General features: G+C 70.5%; 22 protein-coding genes and 1 pseudogene. 11 read left to right on the top strand and 12 right to left on the bottom strand.

What is annotated here, in order from left to right:
- Nucleotides 1–97: 97 nt before the first annotated feature.
- From ribD to C5B97_RS15715, 4 genes and pseudogenes are all read left to right on the top strand, one after another.
- Entirely contained in the window at nucleotides 98–1204 is a 1107-nt protein-coding gene (ribD, locus tag C5B97_RS15730) for a bifunctional diaminohydroxyphosphoribosylaminopyrimidine deaminase/5-amino-6-(5-phosphoribosylamino)uracil reductase RibD (protein ID WP_104312928.1), read from the top strand.
- Nucleotides 1201–1803, top strand: a pseudogene (gene ribB, locus C5B97_RS15725) (3,4-dihydroxy-2-butanone-4-phosphate synthase); the annotation flags it as partial. The gene ribD and the pseudogene ribB, both read left to right, overlap by 4 nt.
- Before the next feature lie 92 nt (nucleotides 1804–1895).
- Complete coding sequence (gene ribH, locus C5B97_RS15720; RefSeq protein ID WP_104312926.1) at nucleotides 1896–2390, top strand: 6,7-dimethyl-8-ribityllumazine synthase; 495 nt, start codon at nucleotides 1896–1898, stop codon at nucleotides 2388–2390.
- A gap of 1 nt (nucleotide 2391) precedes the next feature.
- Nucleotides 2392–3063, top strand: coding sequence for a riboflavin synthase (locus C5B97_RS15715; RefSeq protein ID WP_104312925.1), 672 nt, complete (start codon nucleotides 2392–2394; stop codon nucleotides 3061–3063).
- A 28-nt stretch (nucleotides 3064–3091) separates the two neighbouring features.
- Here C5B97_RS15715 and C5B97_RS15710 read toward each other — a convergent pair whose 3' ends face one another.
- The gene (locus C5B97_RS15710; protein WP_181027053.1) at nucleotides 3092–3505 is read right to left on the bottom strand and encodes a low molecular weight phosphatase family protein; all 414 of its coding nucleotides are present in this window, start codon (nucleotides 3503–3505) and stop codon (nucleotides 3092–3094) included.
- 233 nt (nucleotides 3506–3738) lie between these two features.
- On the opposite strand from C5B97_RS15710, the gene C5B97_RS15705 reads away from it, so the two are divergent.
- The 3 genes from C5B97_RS15705 to C5B97_RS15695 all read left to right on the top strand — a co-directional run bounded on the left by C5B97_RS15705 (nucleotide 3739) and on the right by C5B97_RS15695 (nucleotide 7925).
- Nucleotides 3739–4641, top strand: a complete 903-nt coding sequence (locus C5B97_RS15705; protein ID WP_104312923.1) for an aminotransferase class IV — start codon at nucleotides 3739–3741, stop codon at nucleotides 4639–4641.
- Entirely contained in the window at nucleotides 4638–6800 is a 2163-nt protein-coding gene (locus C5B97_RS15700; protein WP_104312922.1) for a chorismate-binding protein, read from the top strand. The genes C5B97_RS15705 and C5B97_RS15700 overlap by 4 nt, the downstream gene beginning before the upstream one ends.
- Nucleotides 6801–7034: 234 nt before the next feature.
- Nucleotides 7035–7925 (top strand): class II glutamine amidotransferase, encoded by an 891-nt coding sequence (locus tag C5B97_RS15695; protein ID WP_179557843.1) that lies wholly within the window; start codon nucleotides 7035–7037, stop codon nucleotides 7923–7925.
- Between the two features lie 148 nt (nucleotides 7926–8073).
- Here the strand turns inward: C5B97_RS15695 and C5B97_RS15690 are convergent, their stop codons facing one another.
- Both C5B97_RS15690 and C5B97_RS15685 read right to left on the bottom strand, forming a co-directional pair.
- On the bottom strand, nucleotides 8074–9618 hold the full coding sequence (locus C5B97_RS15690) for an SLC13 family permease (protein ID WP_104312920.1): 1545 nt from the start codon (nucleotides 9616–9618) through the stop codon (nucleotides 8074–8076).
- Nucleotides 9615–10835: a glycerate kinase gene (locus C5B97_RS15685; RefSeq protein WP_104312919.1), complete on the bottom strand. Its 1221-nt coding sequence runs from the start codon at nucleotides 10833–10835 to the stop codon at nucleotides 9615–9617. The genes C5B97_RS15690 and C5B97_RS15685 overlap by 4 nt, the downstream gene beginning before the upstream one ends.
- 204 nt (nucleotides 10836–11039) lie before the next feature.
- Between C5B97_RS15685 and C5B97_RS15680 the strand changes: the two genes are divergently transcribed.
- Nucleotides 11040–11363 (top strand): hypothetical protein, encoded by a 324-nt coding sequence (locus C5B97_RS15680; RefSeq protein ID WP_104312918.1) that lies wholly within the window; start codon nucleotides 11040–11042, stop codon nucleotides 11361–11363.
- A 35-nt stretch (nucleotides 11364–11398) separates the two neighbouring features.
- On the opposite strand, the gene C5B97_RS15675 is transcribed toward C5B97_RS15680, so the two are convergent.
- Genes C5B97_RS15675 through C5B97_RS15665 form a run of 3 tightly spaced genes read right to left on the bottom strand, consistent with a single transcriptional unit; the run spans nucleotide 11399 to nucleotide 13143 of the window.
- Entirely contained in the window at nucleotides 11399–11992 is a 594-nt protein-coding gene (locus tag C5B97_RS15675; protein WP_104312917.1) for a hypothetical protein, read from the bottom strand.
- A gap of 9 nt (nucleotides 11993–12001) precedes the next feature.
- Nucleotides 12002–12574: an OmpA family protein gene (locus C5B97_RS15670; RefSeq protein ID WP_104312916.1), complete on the bottom strand. Its 573-nt coding sequence runs from the start codon at nucleotides 12572–12574 to the stop codon at nucleotides 12002–12004.
- Nucleotides 12571–13143 carry a hypothetical protein gene (locus C5B97_RS15665; protein ID WP_104312915.1) on the bottom strand — a complete coding sequence of 191 codons (573 nt, stop codon included), beginning with the start codon at nucleotides 13141–13143 and terminating at the stop codon, nucleotides 12571–12573. Before C5B97_RS15665 ends, C5B97_RS15670 begins: the two co-directional genes overlap by 4 nt.
- Nucleotides 13144–13354: 211 nt before the next feature.
- Here C5B97_RS15665 and C5B97_RS15660 point away from each other — a divergent pair, with 211 nt between their 5' ends.
- The 3 genes from C5B97_RS15660 to C5B97_RS15650 are packed head-to-tail and all read left to right on the top strand — an operon-like array spanning nucleotide 13355 to nucleotide 15361.
- The gene (locus tag C5B97_RS15660) at nucleotides 13355–13813 is read left to right on the top strand and encodes a MaoC family dehydratase N-terminal domain-containing protein (protein WP_104312914.1); all 459 of its coding nucleotides are present in this window, start codon (nucleotides 13355–13357) and stop codon (nucleotides 13811–13813) included.
- A 4-nt stretch (nucleotides 13814–13817) separates the two neighbouring features.
- Nucleotides 13818–14309 (top strand): MaoC family dehydratase, encoded by a 492-nt coding sequence (locus C5B97_RS15655; protein WP_104312913.1) that lies wholly within the window; start codon nucleotides 13818–13820, stop codon nucleotides 14307–14309.
- Nucleotides 14306–15361, top strand: coding sequence for a UDP-N-acetylmuramate dehydrogenase (locus C5B97_RS15650; RefSeq protein WP_104312912.1), 1056 nt, complete (start codon nucleotides 14306–14308; stop codon nucleotides 15359–15361). The genes C5B97_RS15655 and C5B97_RS15650 overlap by 4 nt, the downstream gene beginning before the upstream one ends.
- Before the next feature lie 95 nt (nucleotides 15362–15456).
- On the opposite strand, the gene C5B97_RS15645 is transcribed toward C5B97_RS15650, so the two are convergent.
- The 6 genes from C5B97_RS15645 to C5B97_RS15620 form a co-directional block, all read right to left on the bottom strand.
- Nucleotides 15457–15708, bottom strand: a complete 252-nt coding sequence (locus tag C5B97_RS15645) for a hypothetical protein (RefSeq protein WP_146080841.1) — start codon at nucleotides 15706–15708, stop codon at nucleotides 15457–15459.
- A 392-nt stretch (nucleotides 15709–16100) separates the two neighbouring features.
- Nucleotides 16101–16547: a hypothetical protein gene (locus tag C5B97_RS15640; RefSeq protein WP_104312910.1), complete on the bottom strand. Its 447-nt coding sequence runs from the start codon at nucleotides 16545–16547 to the stop codon at nucleotides 16101–16103.
- A gap of 10 nt (nucleotides 16548–16557) precedes the next feature.
- The gene (locus C5B97_RS15635) at nucleotides 16558–17271 is read right to left on the bottom strand and encodes a response regulator transcription factor (protein WP_104312909.1); all 714 of its coding nucleotides are present in this window, start codon (nucleotides 17269–17271) and stop codon (nucleotides 16558–16560) included.
- Complete coding sequence (locus C5B97_RS15630) at nucleotides 17268–18503, bottom strand: sensor histidine kinase (RefSeq protein ID WP_258068320.1); 1236 nt, start codon at nucleotides 18501–18503, stop codon at nucleotides 17268–17270. Before C5B97_RS15630 ends, C5B97_RS15635 begins: the two co-directional genes overlap by 4 nt.
- A gap of 54 nt (nucleotides 18504–18557) precedes the next feature.
- Nucleotides 18558–19457 (bottom strand): ABC transporter permease, encoded by a 900-nt coding sequence (locus tag C5B97_RS15625; RefSeq protein WP_104312907.1) that lies wholly within the window; start codon nucleotides 19455–19457, stop codon nucleotides 18558–18560.
- Nucleotides 19454–20377 carry an ABC transporter ATP-binding protein gene (locus C5B97_RS15620; protein ID WP_104312906.1) on the bottom strand — a complete coding sequence of 308 codons (924 nt, stop codon included), beginning with the start codon at nucleotides 20375–20377 and terminating at the stop codon, nucleotides 19454–19456. Before C5B97_RS15620 ends, C5B97_RS15625 begins: the two co-directional genes overlap by 4 nt.
- Nucleotides 20378–20414 lie beyond the last annotated feature (37 nt).

Raw genomic sequence — 20414 nt, 5'->3', positions numbered from 1 at the left:
CGGCGAGGGCCTTCGTTGGCGTCGGCTGCCGGAATCTCCGGCTGCGCCGGTACCGGGATATGGCCCCGTGGCACGCGAAATGCGGAGGTCACCGGCGATGCCGATCCAAGAATCCAACCGCGTCGAGTCTGTCGACGCCGCCATGCAACTGGCGCTCTCCCTCGCGGCCCGCGGGCCACTGAGAGACCCGAACCCCAGGGTCGGGTGCGTGCTCCTCGCACCGCCGTCTCCGGGCGGCGGCCCGCGCCGCATCCTGGGACGCGGCTTCCACCGAGGGGCGGGCACCCCGCACGCGGAGGCCGCCGCGCTCGACGACGCCCGGTCTGCCGGGACGGAAGTGCGGGGCGCGACCGCCGTCGTGACGCTCGAACCGTGCTCCCACACCGGGCGGACGGCATCGTGCGCGGACGCCCTGCTCGAGGCTGGCGTCGCGGAGGTCGTGTTCGCGGTCGCCGACCCGAACCCGGTTGCCTCCGGGGGAGCTGCGCGGCTGCGGTCGAACGGGGTGCGCGTGCTCGAGGGGCTCCGTGTTGCCGAAGGCGAGGCGCTCCTGCGCGCCTGGCTCACCGGCGTCGCCGAAGGCCGGCCCTTCGTGACGCTCAAGCTCGCCTCCACCCTCGACGGGCGGGTCGCCGCCGCAGACGGGTCGAGCCGGTGGATCACCTCGGAAGCCGCGCGGCTGCACGCGCACCAGCGGCGGGCCGAAGCCTGCGCGATCCTCGTGGGCACGGGCACGCAGCGCTCCGATGACCCGACGCTCTCTGTCCGCGGGCCCGCGGCCGTCCATGCGCCCCAGCCTCTGCGCGTCGTCATGGGCATGCGGGATGTGGCCGCCGATGCCGCCGTTCGCGCCGACCCCGAGTTGTTCGTCCACCTGAGGACCCACGACCCAGTCACCGCGCTCGAGGAGCTGCACCTGCTCGGCGCCCGCCACGTGATCGTCGAGGGCGGTCCGACCATCTCGGCTGCGTTCTTGCGAGCTGGTCTCGTCGACGAGATCGACGCCTACGTCGCGCCGATCCTCCTGGGCGACGGCGCGAGTTCCGTCGCGTCGCTCGACGTCGGGCGTCTGCGCGACGCGAACCGGTGGACCACCGAGTCCGTGCATCCGCTTGGCGTCGACACGCTCATCCACCTCGTTCGGGACACGCGCGCGCACCCCCAGCACGTCGGCGCCGTCGCGGCCGAGGGGGTCGCAGCATGAGCGGCCAGCTCGCCCGCGCGCTCGACGCGCTGCGGGCCGGACGCCCGGTGCTCGTCGCCGACGACTCCTCGCGCGAGAACGAGGTCGACGCGATCCTCGCCGCCAGCACTGCGACCCCCGAATGGGTGGGGTGGATCATCCGCCACTCGTCGGGACTGCTGTGCGCGCCGCTGCCCGGCCACCTCGCCGATCGGCTCGAGCTGCCGCTCATGGTCGAACACAGCGAGGACGCCCGCCGCACCGCCTACACGATCACCGTGGATGCGGCCGCTGGCGTGACGACCGGCATCTCCGCGAGCGACCGGGCCACGACCGTGCGAGCGCTCGCGGCCGCCGGCTCGACGCCGCGCGACCTCATCCGCCCCGGCCATGTGCTGCCGCTGCGAGCCGTCGACGGTGGCGTGCTCGAGCGGCCCGGCCACACGGAAGCGGCCGTCGACCTCGTGGGCCTGGCTGGTGCAGGCGAGGTCGGCGTCATCGCCGAGCTCGTGCGCGACGACGGCGAGATGCTCTCGTACACCGAGGCGGGCGCGCTCGCATCGGCACACGACCTCGTGCTGCTGCACGTCGACGACATCGTCGACTACCGGAGGCGGCACCCGGGCTTCCCGGCTCTGACCGGCACGGAGAGCCACCACCACCACGAAACGAGCACGCGCGCCGCGGAGGCGCTGACCAGAGGAGCACGACGATGAGCGGACAGGGAGCACCAGCGGTGCAGGCAGACGGCACCGGGCTGAGGGTCGTGATCGTCGCGGCTCGATGGCACGACACGGCGATGGCGGCGCTCCTCGACGGGGCGCACCGGGCGCTCGAGACGTCCGGCGTCACCGACGTGCGGATCGTGCGGGTGCCCGGCTCCTTCGAGCTGCCCGTCGCCGCGAGCCGAGTCGCCGCCAGCGGGCCGGATGCGATCGTCGCCCTCGGCGTCGTCATCCGCGGCGGCACCCCGCACTTCGAGTACGTGTGCTCTGCCGCGACCAACGGCCTCACCGATGTCGCCGTGCGCACGGGCATCCCGGTCGGGTTCGGCGTGCTGACCTGCGACGACGAGGAGCAGGTGCAGGCACGCATCGGCCTGCCAGACAGCTTCGAGGACAAGGGGGCGGACGCGGCGCTCGCCGCGATCGCGACGGCCGCCGCCCTTCGCGACTTCCCGGCAGCAGCTGGAACGGCGGGTCAGTAGCGTGTTCACTGGGATCATCGAGGAGCTCGGCCAGATCACGAGCATCATCAGGAACGACACGGATGCGCGCCTCACGGTGCGCGGCCCGCTCAGCGTGAGCGACGCCAAGGTGGGAGACTCCATCTCCGTCGAGGGCGTGTGCCTCACCGTCGCCGAGCTGCACGCCGATGCCTTCACGGCCGACGTCATGGGGGAGACCCTGCGCGCATCCACCCTCGGCGACAGAGCGGAGGGTGACGCCGTGAACCTCGAACGGGCCATGCGGCTCGGCGACCGGCTCGGCGGCCACATCGTGCAGGGGCACATCGATTCGACGAGCGAGGTGCTGGAGGTCGAGCACTTCGACGCGTGGCGGCGCATCCGCTTCGCCATCGACCCGGTGCACGCCGGGTTGCTCGTCGACAAGGGGTCGGTGGCGGTGTCCGGGGTGTCGCTCACAGTCAGCGCGGTCGGGGCCGTCAGCGCCGAGGGAGCTGCGGGCCCGAGCGGCGCGCCCGGGGACGGTCACTGGTTCGAGGTGTCGCTCATCCCCGAGACGCTCAGCGCGACGACGCTCGGCACGCTCGATGTGGGCCACCGCGTCAACGTCGAGACGGACATCCTCGCGCGACACGTGGCTCGGCTCGTGAGCTTCGCGACCTCCGCGAGTGATGGAGCTGCGCGGACTCAGTGAGCTGAGGGTGGAACGGGCGGCCGTCCGCTCAGGCGTCGCGGAGCCGCGTGTGCAGCTCCGCGACGCGCGCGCGGATGTCGTCGCGCACGAGCCGCATCCGCTCCATGCCGGTGATGCCGCGCTCGGAGGGCTCGTCGGTGATCCAGCGCTCGACGGGAGCCGTCACGCCGTCCGGCAGCCGCGCTTCGTCGCCGAGGACCACGACGAGGTCGGCGTCGTCGAGCATCTCCGAGGTGAGCGGCTTGGGATGCTCGTCGCCGACGTCGATGCCCAGCTCGGCGAGCGATTCCACCGACTCGGCGTTGAGGGAGCCGCCCGGCGCGGTGCCGGCGGAGGCGACGCTGATCGACTCGTCGCCGAGCGCGCGCAGGAGGGCGGCCGCCAGCTGCGACTTGCCGCCGTTCTTCTTGCAGACGAAGACGACGTTCGTTGGGGTGCTCATGCTGGTCATGTGAGCATTCTGCGTCACGCTGGTAGCCGTGAGGTCATCGGGCAACGGATGGCCGCCCTCGCGGAGTCGCTACCGAGGGCAGCGTTGTGGTCATCAAAACAGGCGGGAAGCGACCGCAAGTCCGCCCTCGCCTTCGCCGACCCCGACGGGTTCTGGTGCTCAGCGCAGGGTCACACCTTTGCAGCGTCGAGGACGCGCCTTCGCGCCTGGGGCAGAATGGGGCGATGCAGGGTCATGGTGCAGCTGAAGCCAGCGAAGGTGCCGCGCGCGACGACAGCGACGCCGGTGGCCGGGAGACCGCGGCCGTCAGCGTCGTCGAATCGTGGCGCGTCGACTCCGGCCGCGTCATCGCCCACGCCGCCCACCGCGAGCGCTTCGAGCGATCCGTCGGCGAGCTGTTCGGAGAGGCGGCGACCGCCCACCCGCTGCTCTGGTCGGGAAGCCCCGCGGGCACCAACACCATCGACGCCGACTGGCGACGAATCTGGGCCGACGTGTTCGAGAGCGTGCCCCTCGCCGACTCATGGTTCCCGCGACTGTCGGCACGCCTCGACGGCGAGGGCGATGCTGGCGGCGACCGCGTGCTCATCGAGCTCGCCCTGCGGCCGGCCCCGGAGGCACGGCCGCTCACGAAGCTCGCGACGCGCCTCGACGAACGCCGCTGGCCGACCGTCAAGGGCCCCGACTTCCCGTCCCTGTTGCAGCTCCGTGCGAGCGCTGCTGAGCAAGGCGCCGCGGACGCGCTGCTCGTCGACGATCGCGGCGTCATCACCGAGGCGGCCTATGGCACCGTCGTCGGCTGGCGCGGCGAGACCCTCGTGATCCCCGCCGCGAGTCGGCGCGTTCCGGGAACCACGTTGGGCGTGCTCGAGAAGCTGCTCGCCACGGCGGGCATCCCGCGCGTGGAAGGCGAGCTGCTCGCCGACCCGCTCGCCGCATCCGCCGACCGGGGGTGGGATGAGCTCTGGTACCTCAACACGCTCCACGGCATCAGCCCCGTCTCGATGCTCGACGGCACCCGCCTCGGCCTCGACGTCGCCCGCGTGCGACGCTGGCGGCCCCGCCTCGAGGAGACGAGCGCCGTGCCGCTCCTCGACGGCCGCCCGCCTGACGGGCGCGGCGCGTGATCGTCGTCGTCGACAACCGCGACTCCTACACCTACAACCTCGTGCAGCTGCTGCTCGAGCTCAGCGACCGCGAGGTCCGGGTCATCGACGCCGGTGACCCCGCTGACATCCGCGTGTGCGTCGGCTGGGTCGCCGATAGCCTCGTCTCAGGGATCGTCATCTCGCCCGGGCCAGGGCATCCGGCCACCGCCGCCGACTTCGACGGGTCGGCCGCGGTGCTGGATGCTGCCCTCGCGCCAGGGGTGGACCTGCCCGTCTTCGGGGTGTGCCTGGGGCACCAGGGCATCGCCCTCCACTTCGGCGGCGAGGTCGTCGCCTCCCCCGAGGCGAGGCACGGCTGGCGCTCGCCACTCGAGCACGACGGCACGGGCCCCTTCACCGGGATCCCACAGCGCACGCTGGTCACCCGCTACCACTCGCTCGCCGTCCGCGAGCCGCTGCCAGCAGGTTTGCGGGTGACCGCCCGCAGTGAGGACGGCGTCGTGCAGGGCCTCGACGTCGAGGGCAGACCCGTCTGGGGCGTGCAGTTCCACCCGGAGTCGATCGCCAGCGAGCACGGACGACAGATGCTCGCGAACTTCGTGGCGGCAGCGGATGCGGCTCGCCGGGTCGCACCTCCCCGGGGGGAGCCGGCCGGACGCGAGCTGGGACGGGGCGGTGCGCCCGCCCACGGCTCCGACGCGGTCGCTCCGCCGGCGCGCGACCTCTTCGTCGCGAGCCGCGTCGTGCGCGGGCCGCAGAGCGACGGGCGTGCGGCCGCCGAGGCCGCCGCCACGCAGATCTACCGTGACGTGCTGCGGCAGGGATCCGCGAGCGTGTGGGTCGATGTGCCGGACGAAGCGGGCAGGCAGGCGCAGTGGAGCATCCTCGCGGACGACGCCGCCATCTCGGACGGAGGCGCGGCGAGCGAACCGGCCCGAGTGCTGCGGCTGTTCGGCGATGGCAGCTTCGAGGCCGTGCAGGAGACCCTCGAGCGGAGGCTCCCCGTCGGCGGCGAGGGCCTCGCGTTCCGCGGCGGACTGCTCGGCTACTTCGGCTACGAACTCGGCGTCCGGATGCTCGGTGCGCTGCCCCCACGGGGTGACGCCGCCGAGCCCGACCTCCCGGACGCGTGGTGGCTCGACCCGCGCCGCGCCGTCATCGTCGACCGCGCGACCGGCGCGGTCACGGTCGTCGCGACGGCCTCGACCCTCGCGCTCGCGGAACCAGCGGCAGACAGCTTCGCGGAAGTCGTTCGCGACGCGCTCGATGCCGAGCCTCGAACGACGCTCGTCGACGCGCCCAGCTCGCCCCGCGCATCCGCCGGCCCTGACCGCCAGGACACCCTCGCCGCCGGAACCTGGCACACGTCCAGAGCCCAGTACGCCGCCGACATCGCCCGGTGCCGCGAGCGCCTCCTCGCCGGGAACTCCTACGAGCTGTGCCTCACCAACGAGTTCAGGCCGGACGCCGACCCGGACCCGCTCGATCTGTTCCTCGAGCTCCGCGCCTCCGACCCGGCCCCCTACGCCGCGCTGCTCGAGTTCGACGGCGGCGCGATCGTGAGCGCCTCGCCAGAGCGGTTCCTGCGTGGCACCCCAGACGGCGACTACGAGACGAAGCCCATCAAGGGCACCACCGCCCGCGCATCCGACCCGCTGCTCGACGCGGCAGCCGCCCGCGAGCTCGCGAACGACCCGAAGGTCTTCGCCGAGAACCTCATGATCGTCGACCTGCTGCGCAACGACCTCGGCCGCGTCTGCGCGCCCGGCACCGTCCACGTGCCGAGCCTCATGGCCGTCGAGTCGTACGCGACCGTGCACCAGCTCGTGACCACGGTTCGCGGCTCGGCGCCTGGTGTCCCCCCGCTCGACGTCGTGCGGGCGCTCTTTCCCGGCGGGTCCATGACGGGTGCCCCCAAGCTGCGCAGCGTCGAGCTGCTGCGCGACATCGAGGGCCGCGACCGCGGCGTCTACTCGGGCGCACTCGGCGTGCTCGGCGCCGACGGCTCGACCGAGCTGAGCATCGTCATCCGCACGGCCGTTCGTGATGCCCGAGGCTGGTCGATCGGGGCAGGCGGCGCGATCGTGCTCGCGAGCGACCCGGAGGCCGAGACGCTCGAAGTGGAGCTGAAGGCGAGTGCCCTGCGTCGTGCCTTCGCGAGGTCGTCGCGGAGCTGAGGCGGGTCGCGTCAAGCCGCCGCGTCCCTGCGGACCCGATTCGGCCGCACATCGCACTCATGGTGGACAGGCACCGCGGGCACGAACCTCGTAGGCCGCCGCAATCGTCCGTCATACAGCGTCGCGAAGGTGGACCCCGCGACACGAGTGTCACAGGATTGTCAGATGCTCGTGAGCCGCTCGGCTCCGAACAACACCCGACAGCAAGCCCGACAATTGGGAAGGAGTTCGCACATGTGCCGTCTGCTCGCTTACGCAGCCCCACGTGACACCACCGTCACGAAGGTGATCGGAGACATGAACAGCGACGCCTTCCAGCGCATGACCAGCGTGCACAACGACGGCTGGGGCACCGCCTGGCTCGCCGCCGGGTTCGGCGAGACCGAGCGCGAGATCGAATCGCTGCGCGTCTCGACGCCGGGTCAGAACGACCCGCTGCTGTCGACGCTGCTCGCGGACGCGCCCTCCAACGCCCGCATCGTGCACCTGCGCCTCGCGACCGACGACTTCAAGCGCACCAAGGTCAACACGCACCCGTTCGTGTCGGATGGCCTCGCCTTCGCGCACAACGGCTCGATCGTTCCCACGTGGCGCTTCGACGACCTGCTTCGCCCGGAGATCCGCGCGACCATCGCTGGCGACACCGACAGCGAGCTGTACTTCGGTCTCGTGCGCCAGGGCGTCCGCGACGGGCTCTCGCTCGAGGACGCGGCCGCTGCCGCCGTGCGCGTGCTGCGCGCCGAGTTCCCCGAATCGAGCCTCAACGCGACCATCCTCTCCGCGGACGAGCTCGTCGTCGTCCACGCCTCGAGCACCGCTCACGTCACCGAGGAGACGTTCGCGCGCTACGGCATCGACGCATCCACGCTGCCCAACGGGCACACCGACGAGTACTACCGGCTCAGCATGCTCCGCGCGGCCGACGGCACCACCGTCTTCTCGTCGACGGGTATCGACACGGCCGGCTGGACCTCGGTTCCCGAGGACACGATCTCGCGCGTCGACCTCGACTCGCTCGACTTCACGCAGCGCGCGCTCTTCTCGAGCGCAGCCGAGGCGCGCGCGTCGGTGTCCGGGGCAGCCGTGGCCACGGCATCCGCTCAGCCGCGTCTCGTCGCCGTCTGAGTCGCGAGCCTGGCCTCGGTCTGCCCTGCTTCGCCGGCCCCGCCCGCAGGGTTTCGGGATGGAAACCTCGCTTCGTTGCGGGAAGTTTTCCAGCACGAAGCGAGGTTCCCATCCCGAGAGCGTCCCCGCACCGAGCTGAAGCGCGGGCTTACAGGGCCAGGCCCGTGTGCTTCCACCAGAGCTCGTACGTGACGACCATGAGCGCGATGTAGGCGGGGAGCACCACAAGCGAGAGCCGGAGCAGGTCGCGCGGGTCGAGCCCCTGGCCGTCACCGTCGGCATCCGTGAAAACGAGCAGGGCCTTCGAGCTGACCGGCAGCGTGAGGCAGTAGTCGAGGCCGATGCTCACGATGAACACCACCGCGACGGGGGAGAGGTCGACCGTCGCAGTGAGCGCGAGGAACGGTGGGATGAGCGCGATCGCGCGCACGGTGTGCGATGTGACGTAGAGGTGCGCGGTCACTGAGAGCGCCGCGATGATGACCACGAGTGCCAGGGCCGAGGTGAGCCCCTCGATGCCGCTCACCGCGAAGAGGCTGGAGACGATCCAGTCGCCTGCCCCCGTCTCCACAAGCGCTCCGCCGAGCGCGAGCGCCCCGGCGACGAACAGCACAAGCGGCCAGGACACCGCGGCCACGCCTTCCTTCCACTTCATCACACCGATGCCCGGGGCGCAGAGCACAACGGCGGCGATGATCGTGACGGCCGCGATGCCGAGCCCGTGCAGCGGCTCCGTCAGCCAGCCGACAAGCGCAAGGCCGACGACCGCAGCCACGATGCGCTCGGCCCGCGTGAGCGGCGACCGCCCTGACGGCTGCAGGGACACCTGCTGCGCGATTGGCCGGCGACGCTCGTCTCGGCGAAGGAAGAGGGCCTGCACGGCGACGCACACCACGACGCTCGCGGCGATACCGAACGGCGCGCCCCAGAGCGCCCACTGCAGGTAGGAGATGGTGTCGCCGGTCGTCTGCTGAAGGAGGTCGACGGCGACGAGGTGCGACGTCGCGCCCACGAGTGTCGCCGTCGTCGAGACGAGCACGACCGTGGGCATCAGCAGTGCGAGGGCCTTCGCGATCCGCGCGTCGCCCAACCGCTCCGTCAGCGAGCGGTAGACGGGAAGCAGCACGGCGGCGCGACCCGAGGTGGATGGCACGAGGAACGACAGCGGGACGACGGCCGCGGTGACCATCCACATCAGTCCGCGCACCGTCCGTGCCCGCCCGACGATCGCGCTCGTCAGGCGAGCGGCGAGCCCGGAGCCCGCCGTGGCCCCGCCGATGACGAACGCCCCGATGATGAGCCACACGACGTCGTTGCCGAGTGCGGAGAAGAACTGCTCCTGGCGTCCCGTCGGGATGCACGCCAGCAGGCCAGCGCCGAGCGCGACATAGCCGGGCTCGAGGTCGGTCAGCGTCCACAGCACCGTGGCGGAGCCGAAGGCGAACAGCGCCAACCGCACCTCCGCCGGGAGCTCGCCGGGTAGGCAGACCACTGCCCCGATGACCGCGATGAGGGCCATGGCCCAGCGCGTGCGGATGGGCAGGCGAGTCCACGCGGCGAGGAGCCCGCGGAAGGGGATCGGTGAGCGCTTGCGGTGCTGGGTGCTCTGCTCTGCCCCAAGCTCCTGCCGCGGCTCGCGCTCCTGATCCCGGTCGTGTGCCTGCTCCTGGTCGGCCGTAGCCCGCGCGCTCACGACACGCTCCGCAGCAGCGGCACCGGCTCGGAACGCTCGACCTGCCCGAGCTGGCAGCCGATCATCATGAGCCGCATGGAGCGTTCGGCCGCGTCGGTGAGCAGCTGCGGCGAGCGGGCGATCGACTCCTCCAGGGTCAGAGGAAGCGGCACGATCGACACGATCGCGTCGATGCCGATGTCGTGCACGTCTCGCGCGTGCCGGCCGATGGTGCCGGCGAGCGCGAACACGGGCTTCCCCTGCTCCTTGGCACGTCGCGCGACCTCGGCGGGCACCTTGCCGTGAGGTGTCTGCTCGTCGATGGACCCTTCGGCCGTGATGACGAGGTCTGCCTGCCGCACGAGGGCATCCAGGTCGATGTGGTCGAGCATGACCTCGAACCGCGGCATGAGGCGCGCTCCGATGCCGCCGGCCAGGCCCGCCCCGAGACCACCGGATGCGCCGGTGCAGCTGCCCGTGGCGAGGTCGTACGACTTCGGCTGCACGCCGTCGCGGCTCAGCACGCCGGCCCAGCGCTCGAGCGCCGCGTCGAGGGTGTCGACCTGCTGGGGCGTCGCCCCCTTCTGCGGGCCGAAGACGCGGGCCACGCCGCGGGGGCCGGTGAGCACGTTGTGCGGGTTGCAGGCGACGAAGACATCGACGCTCGAGAGACGACCGTCGAGTCCGGAGAGGTCGAGAGCCGCCACGTCCGCGAGGGAGTTGCCTCCCGGACCGATCTCGGCGCCGGCCGTATCCGTGATGCTCGCGCCGAGCGCCTGCAGCGCACCGGCCCCTCCATCGCAGGTGCCGGAGTCGCCGCAGCCGACGAGGATGCGCTTGGCGCCCTCGTCGAGGGCGGCGCGGATGAGCTCACCGACACCATAGGTCGTCGTGGCGCCCGGGTCCCGCAGGTCCTGCGGCACGAGGCGGAGCCCCGCGGCCTCGGCCATCTCGACGACCGCGGTACCTTTCGCGTCACCCCCGAGGAGGGCGAGGACGGCGGACACCGGGTGCCCGACCGGGCCCGTGACCGTGCGCTCGACGAGTCGACCTCCCGTGGCGGCCGCGAGCGTCCGCGCCGACCCCTCGCCGCCGTCGACAACCGGTACGCGGTCGATCACCGCACCGGGGAGCACCCGGCGCACACCGGACGCGATGGCGTCCGCGACCTGCTCTGCCGAGAGGCTCTCCTTGAACCCGCTGGGGGCAACCAGAATGCGTCCTGGAACCTGTGTCATCTTCGCCGACCTCCTCGAGGCCACAGCGCCAATCGCTGCGGCGTGAGTACGACACTGGTCGCCGTTCATAAACCGTTCATGACCCGTTCATGAGGAAGATCTCACGGCACGAGCTGCAGCGATCCAGCGCGTCGCCGCACCGCATCCCGGCCATGCCGGGCAAGACTGCTCGGTTTTCTGTAGCGACGGAGCGACAATCGGTGGATGCATTCAGACACCGTCGCCGAGCACCTGCGCAGGTACCTGGTGCCCGAGGGCATGCCACACGCCCCGAAGGTACTGGAGCTCGGGGCCACCGAAGAGGACTCGGTGTTCGTCATCACTCAGAGTCGCGGCAACGACTTTCGGATCGGGCTGGAAGCGCACTGGATCGAGGGCGACTTCGACGACGAGATGGCCTTCGCGAACTACCTCTCGGAAGTGCTCTGCGGGCCCAACGGGAGTACCAGAGAAGAGTTCCGGTTCGACGACCAGGGTGTCGGTTGGATGGGAGTCGTGCCGAACTGGCGCACGCCCGCCGAGCCCTGACGTCGGCCGGTGCTGCCGAACACGTGTGGCCCGCGTTACTGGATGGGAATGTCCGCGAAGGTCGGGTAGGCGTCGTGGATGATGACGTCGAAGCTCGTCGCACCGTCCTGAGGAGCCGCGAACACCGCCCAGAGCGGGATCGGCTGGCCGTCGCCACCCGAAGCTTCGAAGAGGCCGCTCGTCCATCGGCCCGGGGCCGTCTCGGATTCGAGGGACTTGTACTCCTTGAGGTGCTCGTGGTCGATGAGCTTGGGAGACCAGTAGGTCGCACCCCCGAGGATGTCGTAAAGATTGACACTCCCCTCCGGGTTGACGAGCTTGGGAGTGATGAACGCCGTCATCACCTGGGTCTCGCCGACGACCTCGAGCGGGTAGAGCTCGAGGTTCGCCGTGCCAACACCGTCAGGCAGCGTGATCTCCTGCGTCGCGACGACCTTCGACTCGTCGTAGGCGACGACCCCTGGTTCATCAGAAGCCTGCCCCTGTGAGCCGTCTGTCTGCGAGGTGCTGTCGGTGCCGGCGGTCTGCTGCGAGGCGCCGTCCCCTCCGCCGAGCAGCGAGCATCCGCTCAGCGCGAGCGTGCCGACGAGGAAGATGCTGGCCAGGGCTGTGCTGCGTGTTCTGCTCATGGTGGTGCTCTAGGCCTTCGCGTACGTGATCTCGACGCGGCGGTTCTGCGCGCGTCCTTCTGGGTTGTCTTCGCCGCCGGTGGTGTTCTCGGCGACGGGTTGCGTGTCGCCGTAGCCGGTCGCCGTGATCTGCAGGTCGGGGCGTTCGGCGCGGATGACCGCGGCCACGGCATCGGCGCGTTGCTGGGAGAGTGTCAGGTTCGACGCCGGGTCGCCGACGCCGTCGGTGTGGCCACCGATCGTGACGGCGGCCCCCTGAGGGGCGTCCTTGACTGCCTCGGCGATCGCGACGCCAGCGGTGTCAGGCACGGCTGCGCTGTTGAAGTCGAACAGGATGTCGCTCTTCAGCGTCACCACGGTGTTCGGCCCCTCATCGACTTCCTTGGAGAGCTCGTCGACGCTGCCGTCGAGTGACCACTGCGTGACCGAGCCCTCCGGGTTCCACCGGGTGACGGACGCGTCGAGCATCTCCTGCGTCGGCTCCGGCAGGTCGTCTGGCGAGTCGACGGTCAGCGGATGCGCGCCGCCGAAGGCGAGCACCGTCGCGAGGGTCAGCGCGCCCATCGTGCCGACGGCGCTCACGAGATCACCGGGATGTCGGTGAAGCGCGGGTAGGCGTCGGAGATCGTCACGTCGAAGCTCGTTGCGCCGTCCTCCGGTGCCGCGAGGACCGCCCACGCCTTGAACGTCTCACCGTCACCAGCCTCAGTGGCAGTTGAGTCGCTCGACCACGCCTCGGCCCCCTTCTCGAGCGTCGTGTACTCCTTCAGGTTGGCCTTGTCGACGAGCCGAGGTCGAAAGCCGTGCATGTCGAGGAAGTGGAACAGACTGAGCGACCCGCTCGTGTCGGTGAGATGCGGGGTGACGAACATCGTGAGCGTCTGCACCTGGCCGTCGACGCGCAGCGCCTCGATCTCAACTGTCGCCGTTCCGCGGTCGCCCGGCAGCGTCACCTCCTGCGTGGCGACGATGTCGCCCTTCTCCATCGACTCGACGCCGGGCGTCCCGGTCGCGCCTGGCCCGCTGCCGCCCTGCGTGGCCTGGGCCTGCCCCGAGCCCCCGTCAGTCCCACCCTCGGAGCCTCCTGGCGCGGTGCATCCGGCGAGGGTGAGTGCCGACGTGAGCGTGGCCGCGACGACGAAGCCACGCATCGCAACTCTCAGCTTCCTCGTGCCGCTCGGCCGTATCTGTATGCGTGACAAGACGGAACCCCCATGAACTTGGTGCAGCGGCGTCCTTCCCCGAACGCCGTCATCGGCACCCTAGAACGAGCCACCGACACTGGAAAGGGCAGAACTCCCCGGCGGTCTGCGCGCAGGCGGCCTCATGCCAGTGTCCGTGCCGCCCCGTAGACTGGCGGCCGTGTCTGTGAACCCTGAACTTGCCGGCCGCCGGTACGAGCTCCCCGAGCCGTACCTCGTGGGCCGAGAGCACATCCGCTCGTTCGCGAAGGCCGTGCTGGCCTCGCACCCGACGCACTTCGACGTGGCCGCCGCGCAGGCCGCTGGCTACGCCGACCTCGTCGCGCCCGCCACGTTCCCCGCCGTGCTGCAGGACGCGGGGCTGCAGCTGCTGCTCTCCGACCCTGAAGCCCAGATCGAGCTCTCGCACATCGTGCACGGCGACGAGCGCTTCACGTACGCGCGCCCCATCGTCGCCGGCGACGAGCTGCGCGCCGCCCTCGAGGTGAAGAGCGTCAAGTCGCTCGGCGGCAACTCGATGATCACCGCCGAGACGGTGCTGACGGACGCCGCGGGCGAGACGGTCGTCACGGCTTCCGCTACCCTCGTCGTCCGCGCCACCCCCAACGAGAGCGAGTAGCCGCATGACCGATTCGACTGCCATCGCGAAGCTCCCTCGCCCCGATTTCACGGAGTTCGAGGTGGGCACGGTCATCGCGGAGCGCACGGTGACGCTCACGCGGGACAACCTCGTCCGCTACGCCGGCGCATCCGGCGACTTCAACCCCATCCACTACCGCGACGACATCGCCGAAGAGGTCGGTCTCCCCGGGGTGCTCGCGCACGGGATGCTCACCATGGGCGTCGCGCTGCAGCCGGTCGTCGACGCGCTCGGCGACCCTGGCCGCGTCGTCGACTACCAGGTGCGGTTCACGCGCCCCGTCGTCGTCGACCCGCAGGACGGCGCCGAGGTGTCGATCGTCGCGAAAATCGGTCAGCTCGCAGGTGAAGACGGCATCGGCCGCATCGATCTCGTCGTCTCCTTCGGCGGACAGACGGTGCTCGCCAAGTCGCAGGTGCGCGCCAACCTCCAGGGTGAGGTGCCCGCGGGGCTCCCTGAGGAGATCGTCGCGTGACGAGGCTCTCCGAGCTGACGACCACGCAGGTGGGCGGTGAGGCGACGAACCTCGTCGCCGCCGCGACCCGTGACGAGCTGGTCGACGCTGCCGGGAAGCTCTTCGCGAACTACGAGCAGCCGCTAGTCCTGGGCGGCGGGTCCAACACGATCGCGACCGATGACCGCATCGACGAACCTGTCCTCCACGTCGTCACGCGGGGCATCCACCAGCTCGACGGTCCCGTCGACAAGGTCGGTCAGGCGCGCGTACGCGTCGATGCGGGGGAGTCGTGGACGGCGCTCGTCGACTACGCCGTCGCCCGCAACTGGAGCGGCATCGAGGCCCTCGCCGGCATCCCCGGCTCGGTTGGCGCGACGCCCGTGCAGAACATCGGGGCGTACGGCCAGGAGCTCTCCGACGTGCTCGCGCGCGTCGAGTTCTACGACGCCGACCTCGACACCGTGCGCTGGATCAACGCCGCCGACCTGAGCCTCGGCTACCGCACGTCCGCCATCAAACGCGGTGAGCTGCGGGGCGTGGTCACCCGCGTCGAGCTCGACCTCGTCGAGATGCCGGAAGGCCAGAGCGAACCCGTGCGCTACGACCAGCTCGCCCGCGCCCTGGGTGTGCCCCTCGGTGAGCGGATGCCCGTGCACGTTGTGCGCGATGCCGTCGTCCGACTGCGGGCGTCGAAGGGCATGGTGCTGGATGCGCACGACCAGGACTCCGTCTCGTCTGGCTCGTTCTTCATGAATCCCATCGTGCGTTCGTCGTTCGCGAGTGAGCTTCCCGAGATGCCGAAGTTCGACGCGGGCAAGGACGAGGACGGCGCGCCGCTCGTGAAGCTCAGCGCCGCCTGGCTCATCGACCACGCAGGCGTGAAGAAGGGGTTCTCGCTGCCGGGCTCGAACGCGGCGATCTCGTCGAAGCACACCCTTGCGATCACCAACCGAGGGGGAGCGACGGCGGAGCAGATCGTGGAGCTCGCACGCTACGTGCGCGCCCGCGTCGAAGCCGAGTACGGCGTGCGGCTCGTCAACGAGCCCGTCCTCGTCGGCCTCGAGCTCTAGAGCCCGCAAGACCCCGTGAGGCGGAAGCCCCGAAGCGCTGTCAGCGCTTCGGGGCTTTTCCTAGTGGTGCTGAAATCGTTCCCCTCGGACGCGATTCAGTGGTGCATGCACTGCGTGCACCAGGCACGGAGCGCAGCCTGCTCGCGTCGGGCCCGCGCCGCGCGGTTGCGACGGCGGCGATGCTGCTCAGCGTGGTTCAGCTCGGGGTCCTGACGTCGCGCGGTGCGCAGGAGCAGCCACAGAGCGACTCGCAGCTCCAGGCGCTGGAGCAGCGAGGACGTGGTCGTGGTGGTGGGTGCGAAGGTGACGAGCACGGTGCTCGGCGTTGGGGTCTGGACGGTGGTCATGACGTGGTGCATGAGAGGCGTTTCTCTTGAAGAAGACGTGCGAAGGAGGGGCTCGCGAAGGAGCGGCGCTGCGCGGGCATGGCACGGCGATGGTGCTTGCCGGGGCGGCATGGGGAGGCTTCGGCTCCTGTGCCGAGGCGCATCCGGGCTGAGCGGGGACAGAGTCCACCCGCGACGCGGAGCTTAGGAGATGTGGGCGCCCAGCAGACGGGTCACCGGCGGCTGCTTGCTGAACGTGATCGTGCGCATCATCGGGACTCCTCTCTGGCTAGGCGTGTGCTGCGACCCTACCGATACCGCGGTTGCCCGTCAATCGTGTCTTGGGTGAGGGACGCAACCCGAATGAGAGGTGGACCTCAGCACGACCGAAACGGGACCCCTTCGTGTCGGGCTCAGTCGAGCATGACGGAGGCGCGCGGCTCTTCGCCGTCGAAGCTGACCGAGACGGTCAGCGGCGCGCCCGTGATCTCTGCCGGCAGGTCGATCTCGCTCGTGTGCGGCGCATAATCCGCCGTGCACACCTGGTCGGCGTAGGCGGTGGTGTCCGCGTACTGCAGGTCGAGCGTCTGTGCGTCCACCACGTTGACTTCGGTGAGGATCGCCGGGCACCCCGAGCTTCCCCACGTGGTCACAGAGATCGAGCTGCCCTCGTCGAGCCACAGCACGAGCGGCCCCTCCATGTCTCCGGCGCCCACGTCGCCGCTGTGCTCGGGAGGCAGGCCGCCGTAGCTGTCGGTCGCGACGCTCGTCGGCATGGACGCGTCCGCGCATCCAGTCAGGGCGAGCGCCGCCGCCGCAATCACGGGGAGGGTGAGCAGGGCCCGACGCGCAGACTTCATGACCCCGACTCTAGGACTGGCGCCTGGGATGCTCCGGCGTCTCACCTCGCCGGAGCAGGCCGAGGTCGAGGCCGCGCGTCACGGCGCGCACTCGCGAGTTGACGTTCAGCTTGACGAAGACCTTGCCGAGATGGGTCTTCACGGTCGCCTCCCCGATGTGGAGGCGAACCGCGATCTCGGGGTTCGAGAGTCCGTCGGCGACGAGCTGCAGCACCTGCAGTTCACGCTCGCTCAGCGCGGGCGCGGCGTTGGCCGAACCGGCGGGCGGATGCGCGGTACCAGGACCGCCGGACGCTGCGACAGCAGCCGCCCGGGTCTGCGCGACCAGCTTCGCGGTCACGGAGGGCGCCAGGGCCAGCTCGCCGGCAGCAACGCGACGCACGGCTTCGACGAGTTCCGCCCCGCTCGCGGTCTTGAGGAGGTAGCCGCTTGCGCCGGCCTCGATGGCGCCGATGATCGCATCATCGCTGTCGTACGTCGTGACGACGAGCACACGAGTGCTCGGGAGGGCCGCCAGGATCTGTCGTGTCGCCGAGACGCCGTCGGTGACCGGCATCCGGAGGTCCATGACGACGACCGCCGGTGTCGTCGCGAGCGCCCGGGTCACCGCCGCGGCGCCGTCTGCCGCCTCGGCCACGACCTCGATGTCGGCTTCGTCCTCGAAGATGCCGACCAGGCCCGCGCGGACGATGGGGTGGTCATCGGCGACCAGGATGCGGATCACGCGCGGTCACCTGCCCTCGCCGGAATCGTCACGGTCACGATCGTGCCACGGCCCGGTTCGCTGGAGATTGACACGAGGCCGCCAATGGCCGCTGCGCGGTCGCGGAGGCTGGCGAGACCGAAGCCGGTGGGCTCGGCGTCGAGCGCGAATCCGCGGCCGTCGTCCTCGATCTGCAGGCGGACGCTGGTGCCCAGCGGGGTCACGGACAGGTGCACGTTCGAGGCGTGCGCGTGCCGTCTCGAATTCGAGAGCGCTTCCTGGGCGCACCGGAGGAGGACCACCTCGCTCTCGCGGTCGAGAGCGCCGGGTGAGACCTCGATCTGCGCGTCAGCCAGCACCCCCGTCTCCCGCCGGAACCGCTCGACGAGGCGCGCGACAGCATCAGGAAAGGTGGCGACGGCGGCGTCGGCCGACCGCACCGGCGCGTTCTCGGCGATGAGCACTCGGGCCTCTGCCAGGGCATCGCGGGCAAGCGACGCGATGAGGTCGGCGCGCTCCTCCTGGGCGAGGAGCGCCGCCTGCGCCGCCTCACCGGCAGCCCCCTCATCGTCGCGCAGGCGGGAGATGTCCTTCGCGCTCCTGTCGGCGAGCATGGCGAGCCCCGCGAGGGTCTGAGCGAGCGTGTCGTGCAGGTCGCGGGAGATGCGCTCGCGCTCAACGGATGCGCCACTCTGCCGCGACAGCTCCTGAACGTGACCCTGAGCGGCGGTGAGCTGCTCGAGCAGTTCCCGCCGCTCGTCCGCCACCCGCCAGGCGTAGCTGATCGAGAGTCCGATACCGCAGGTCGCCGCGACGCTGAAGAGCTGGCCGGGGAGGATGTCCGGGATCTCCTCGACACCGTTGTAGAGCGCCGACGCGGCGCCGATGCCGAACGCGATGGCGATCGAGACGAGGATGCTGCGCCGCGCGCTCACGCACACGAGCCAGACAAGCGGGTAGATGAGGGTCTGCACGAACCCGGTCCAGGGCACGAGCACCATCGCCACCGTCACGAGGAGCGTCATGAGCACGATGAGCGCCGCGCCCCGGCGTCGGTCCCCGAAGGACTTCACTCCGAAGACCAGCCACACGACGGGGATGAGGAGCAGTGCCCCCGTTGCGATGAGGCCTTCCGCGCGCTCGGCGGCAGTCCGGGCCGTGACCGCGACGAAGCCGGCGACCACCGCGTTCGCGAGCGCCGTGCCCACGATCAGCAGGTGCCACCAGCGGCCGTTGCGAACCAGGAAATCCATCACGTGCTCATCCTCTCGCGACCCACCGACAACGACGCCCACCTGCGCTCGCACCTAGTTGCGGCCGCGGCTCCACCGGAACGTCAGCAGGCTCGCGACGAGACCGATGACCGTCCAGACGCCGAGTGTGATCGCCGCGTTGCCGAGGCCCCACGTGCCGCCGACCTCCGCCGCCGCGAATGCGTCAGGAAGGAACACGCTGCGCATGCCCCGAACGAGACCGGCGAGGGGGAAGAGGTTCGAGACCTGCTGCATCCACTCGGGCAGGACCGAGAACTGCACGTAGATGCCCGAGAGGAACTGAGGAACGAGCACCAGTGGCAGCACGATCGCTGATGCCGACCTGGCAGACCGCGGGATCGCGGAGATCGCGATGCCCAGGGCGGCGAAGCAGAAGATGCCCAGGATCGACAGCCACGCGAACCGCATCCACAGCTCGCCCGAGTCCGGCAGCGTGATGTCGAACGCGATGACCGCCAGGGCCATGAGCAGGGCGAGCTGCACCGTGCAGGTGAGGAGCACGAGCCCGATCTTCCCGATGAAGAACGAGACGGGGCTGAGCGGGGTCGCGCCGAGGCGCGCGAGTCCGCCCTCATGCTTCTCGGTGGCGATGTCGATGCCGAGGAACTGCATGCCCGAGAGGAGGATCGCCATCGCGAGCATGCCCGTCAGGTAGTACTGCGACATCGTCACGTCGGCGAACCTCGGGTCGTCGACGACCGTCTCACCGCTGAAGATCGATGCGAAGAGCGCGAACATGACCAGAGGGAACAGGAAGACGAAGAACACCTGATCGGTCTGGCGGAAGTACCCCCGCAGCTCGAAGGAGATGCGCCGCAGCCCGTTGCCGATCGTCGTCTTGGGCTTGGGCGGGCGGCCTGCCGCCCGCAGCCCGGACTTCGGGGCGTCCTGCGTGCTGTCGCCAGCGGTGCCGAGTGCTGAGATCTGAGTCATTTCGTGCCTCCGAGGAGTGCGGGAGTGAGTGCTGTGGGGGTGTCGGCTGCCGGATGCGCCGGGCTGTCGACCGGATGCTCGCCGATGATCTCGAGGTAGACGTCCTCGAGCGAGGGCCGGGTGATGGTGAGGCCGGCGGGCTCCGGGCCGAGCCTGTCCGCGAGCGCGGCTACGAGCTGGGCGGGCGCATCCGTCTTCTGCTCTCGCCATCGGCCGTCGGCTTCCTGCCAGCGCACCCGCGGAGTGCGGGACGCAGGCCCACCGATCGTCGTGATGTCGCCGATCTCCACGAGCTTCCCCGCCGCGATGATCCCGGCTCGGTCGCTGAGGTGCTCCGCTTCGTCGAGGTAGTGCGTCGTGAGCACCATCGTCATGCCTTCGCCCTTCAGCTGCTGGATGAGCCCCCAGAACTCGCGGCGGGCGTTGGGGTCGAAGCCCGTGGTCGGCTCATCGAGGAACAGCACCTCCGGATTGCCGATGATGCCGAGCGCGACATCGACACGGCGCTTCTGGCCGCCGGAGAGGCGACCGACGCGCTGCGTCGCGAACGGCGCGATCCCGCAGCGCTCGATGGTCTCGGCGACATCGCGAGGCTGTCGGTAGAGGCTCGCGAAGTGACGCAGCACCTCACGCGCCGAGTAGCGCTCGATGTCGGCGCTCGACTGGCTGACGACGCCTATGCGGCCGCGCCATCCAGCGTCCCCGTGTGCCGGGTCATGGCCGAGCACACGCGCACTGCCGGACGTCGCCGTGCGGAAGCCCTCGAGGATCTCGATGGTGGTGCTCTTGCCGGCCCCGTTCGGACCGAGCAGGGCGAAGGTCTCGCCGTGGCGGACCTCGAAGGAGAGGCCGTCGACGACGTCGCGGTCTCCGTAGCGCTTGACGAGGTCGGTGACCTCTAAGGCTGCCTGTGTGCTCATGCTCCTATCCAACGGTGAGCCTGCCCGCAGCGGCAGG

The organism is Pseudoclavibacter sp. RFBB5 (assembly GCF_002931555.1).
GTDB lineage: Bacteria > Actinomycetota > Actinomycetes > Actinomycetales > Microbacteriaceae > Pseudoclavibacter.
The sequence above is the reverse complement of the archived record's forward strand: the minus strand, read 5'-3'. Positions and strand labels throughout refer to the sequence as shown.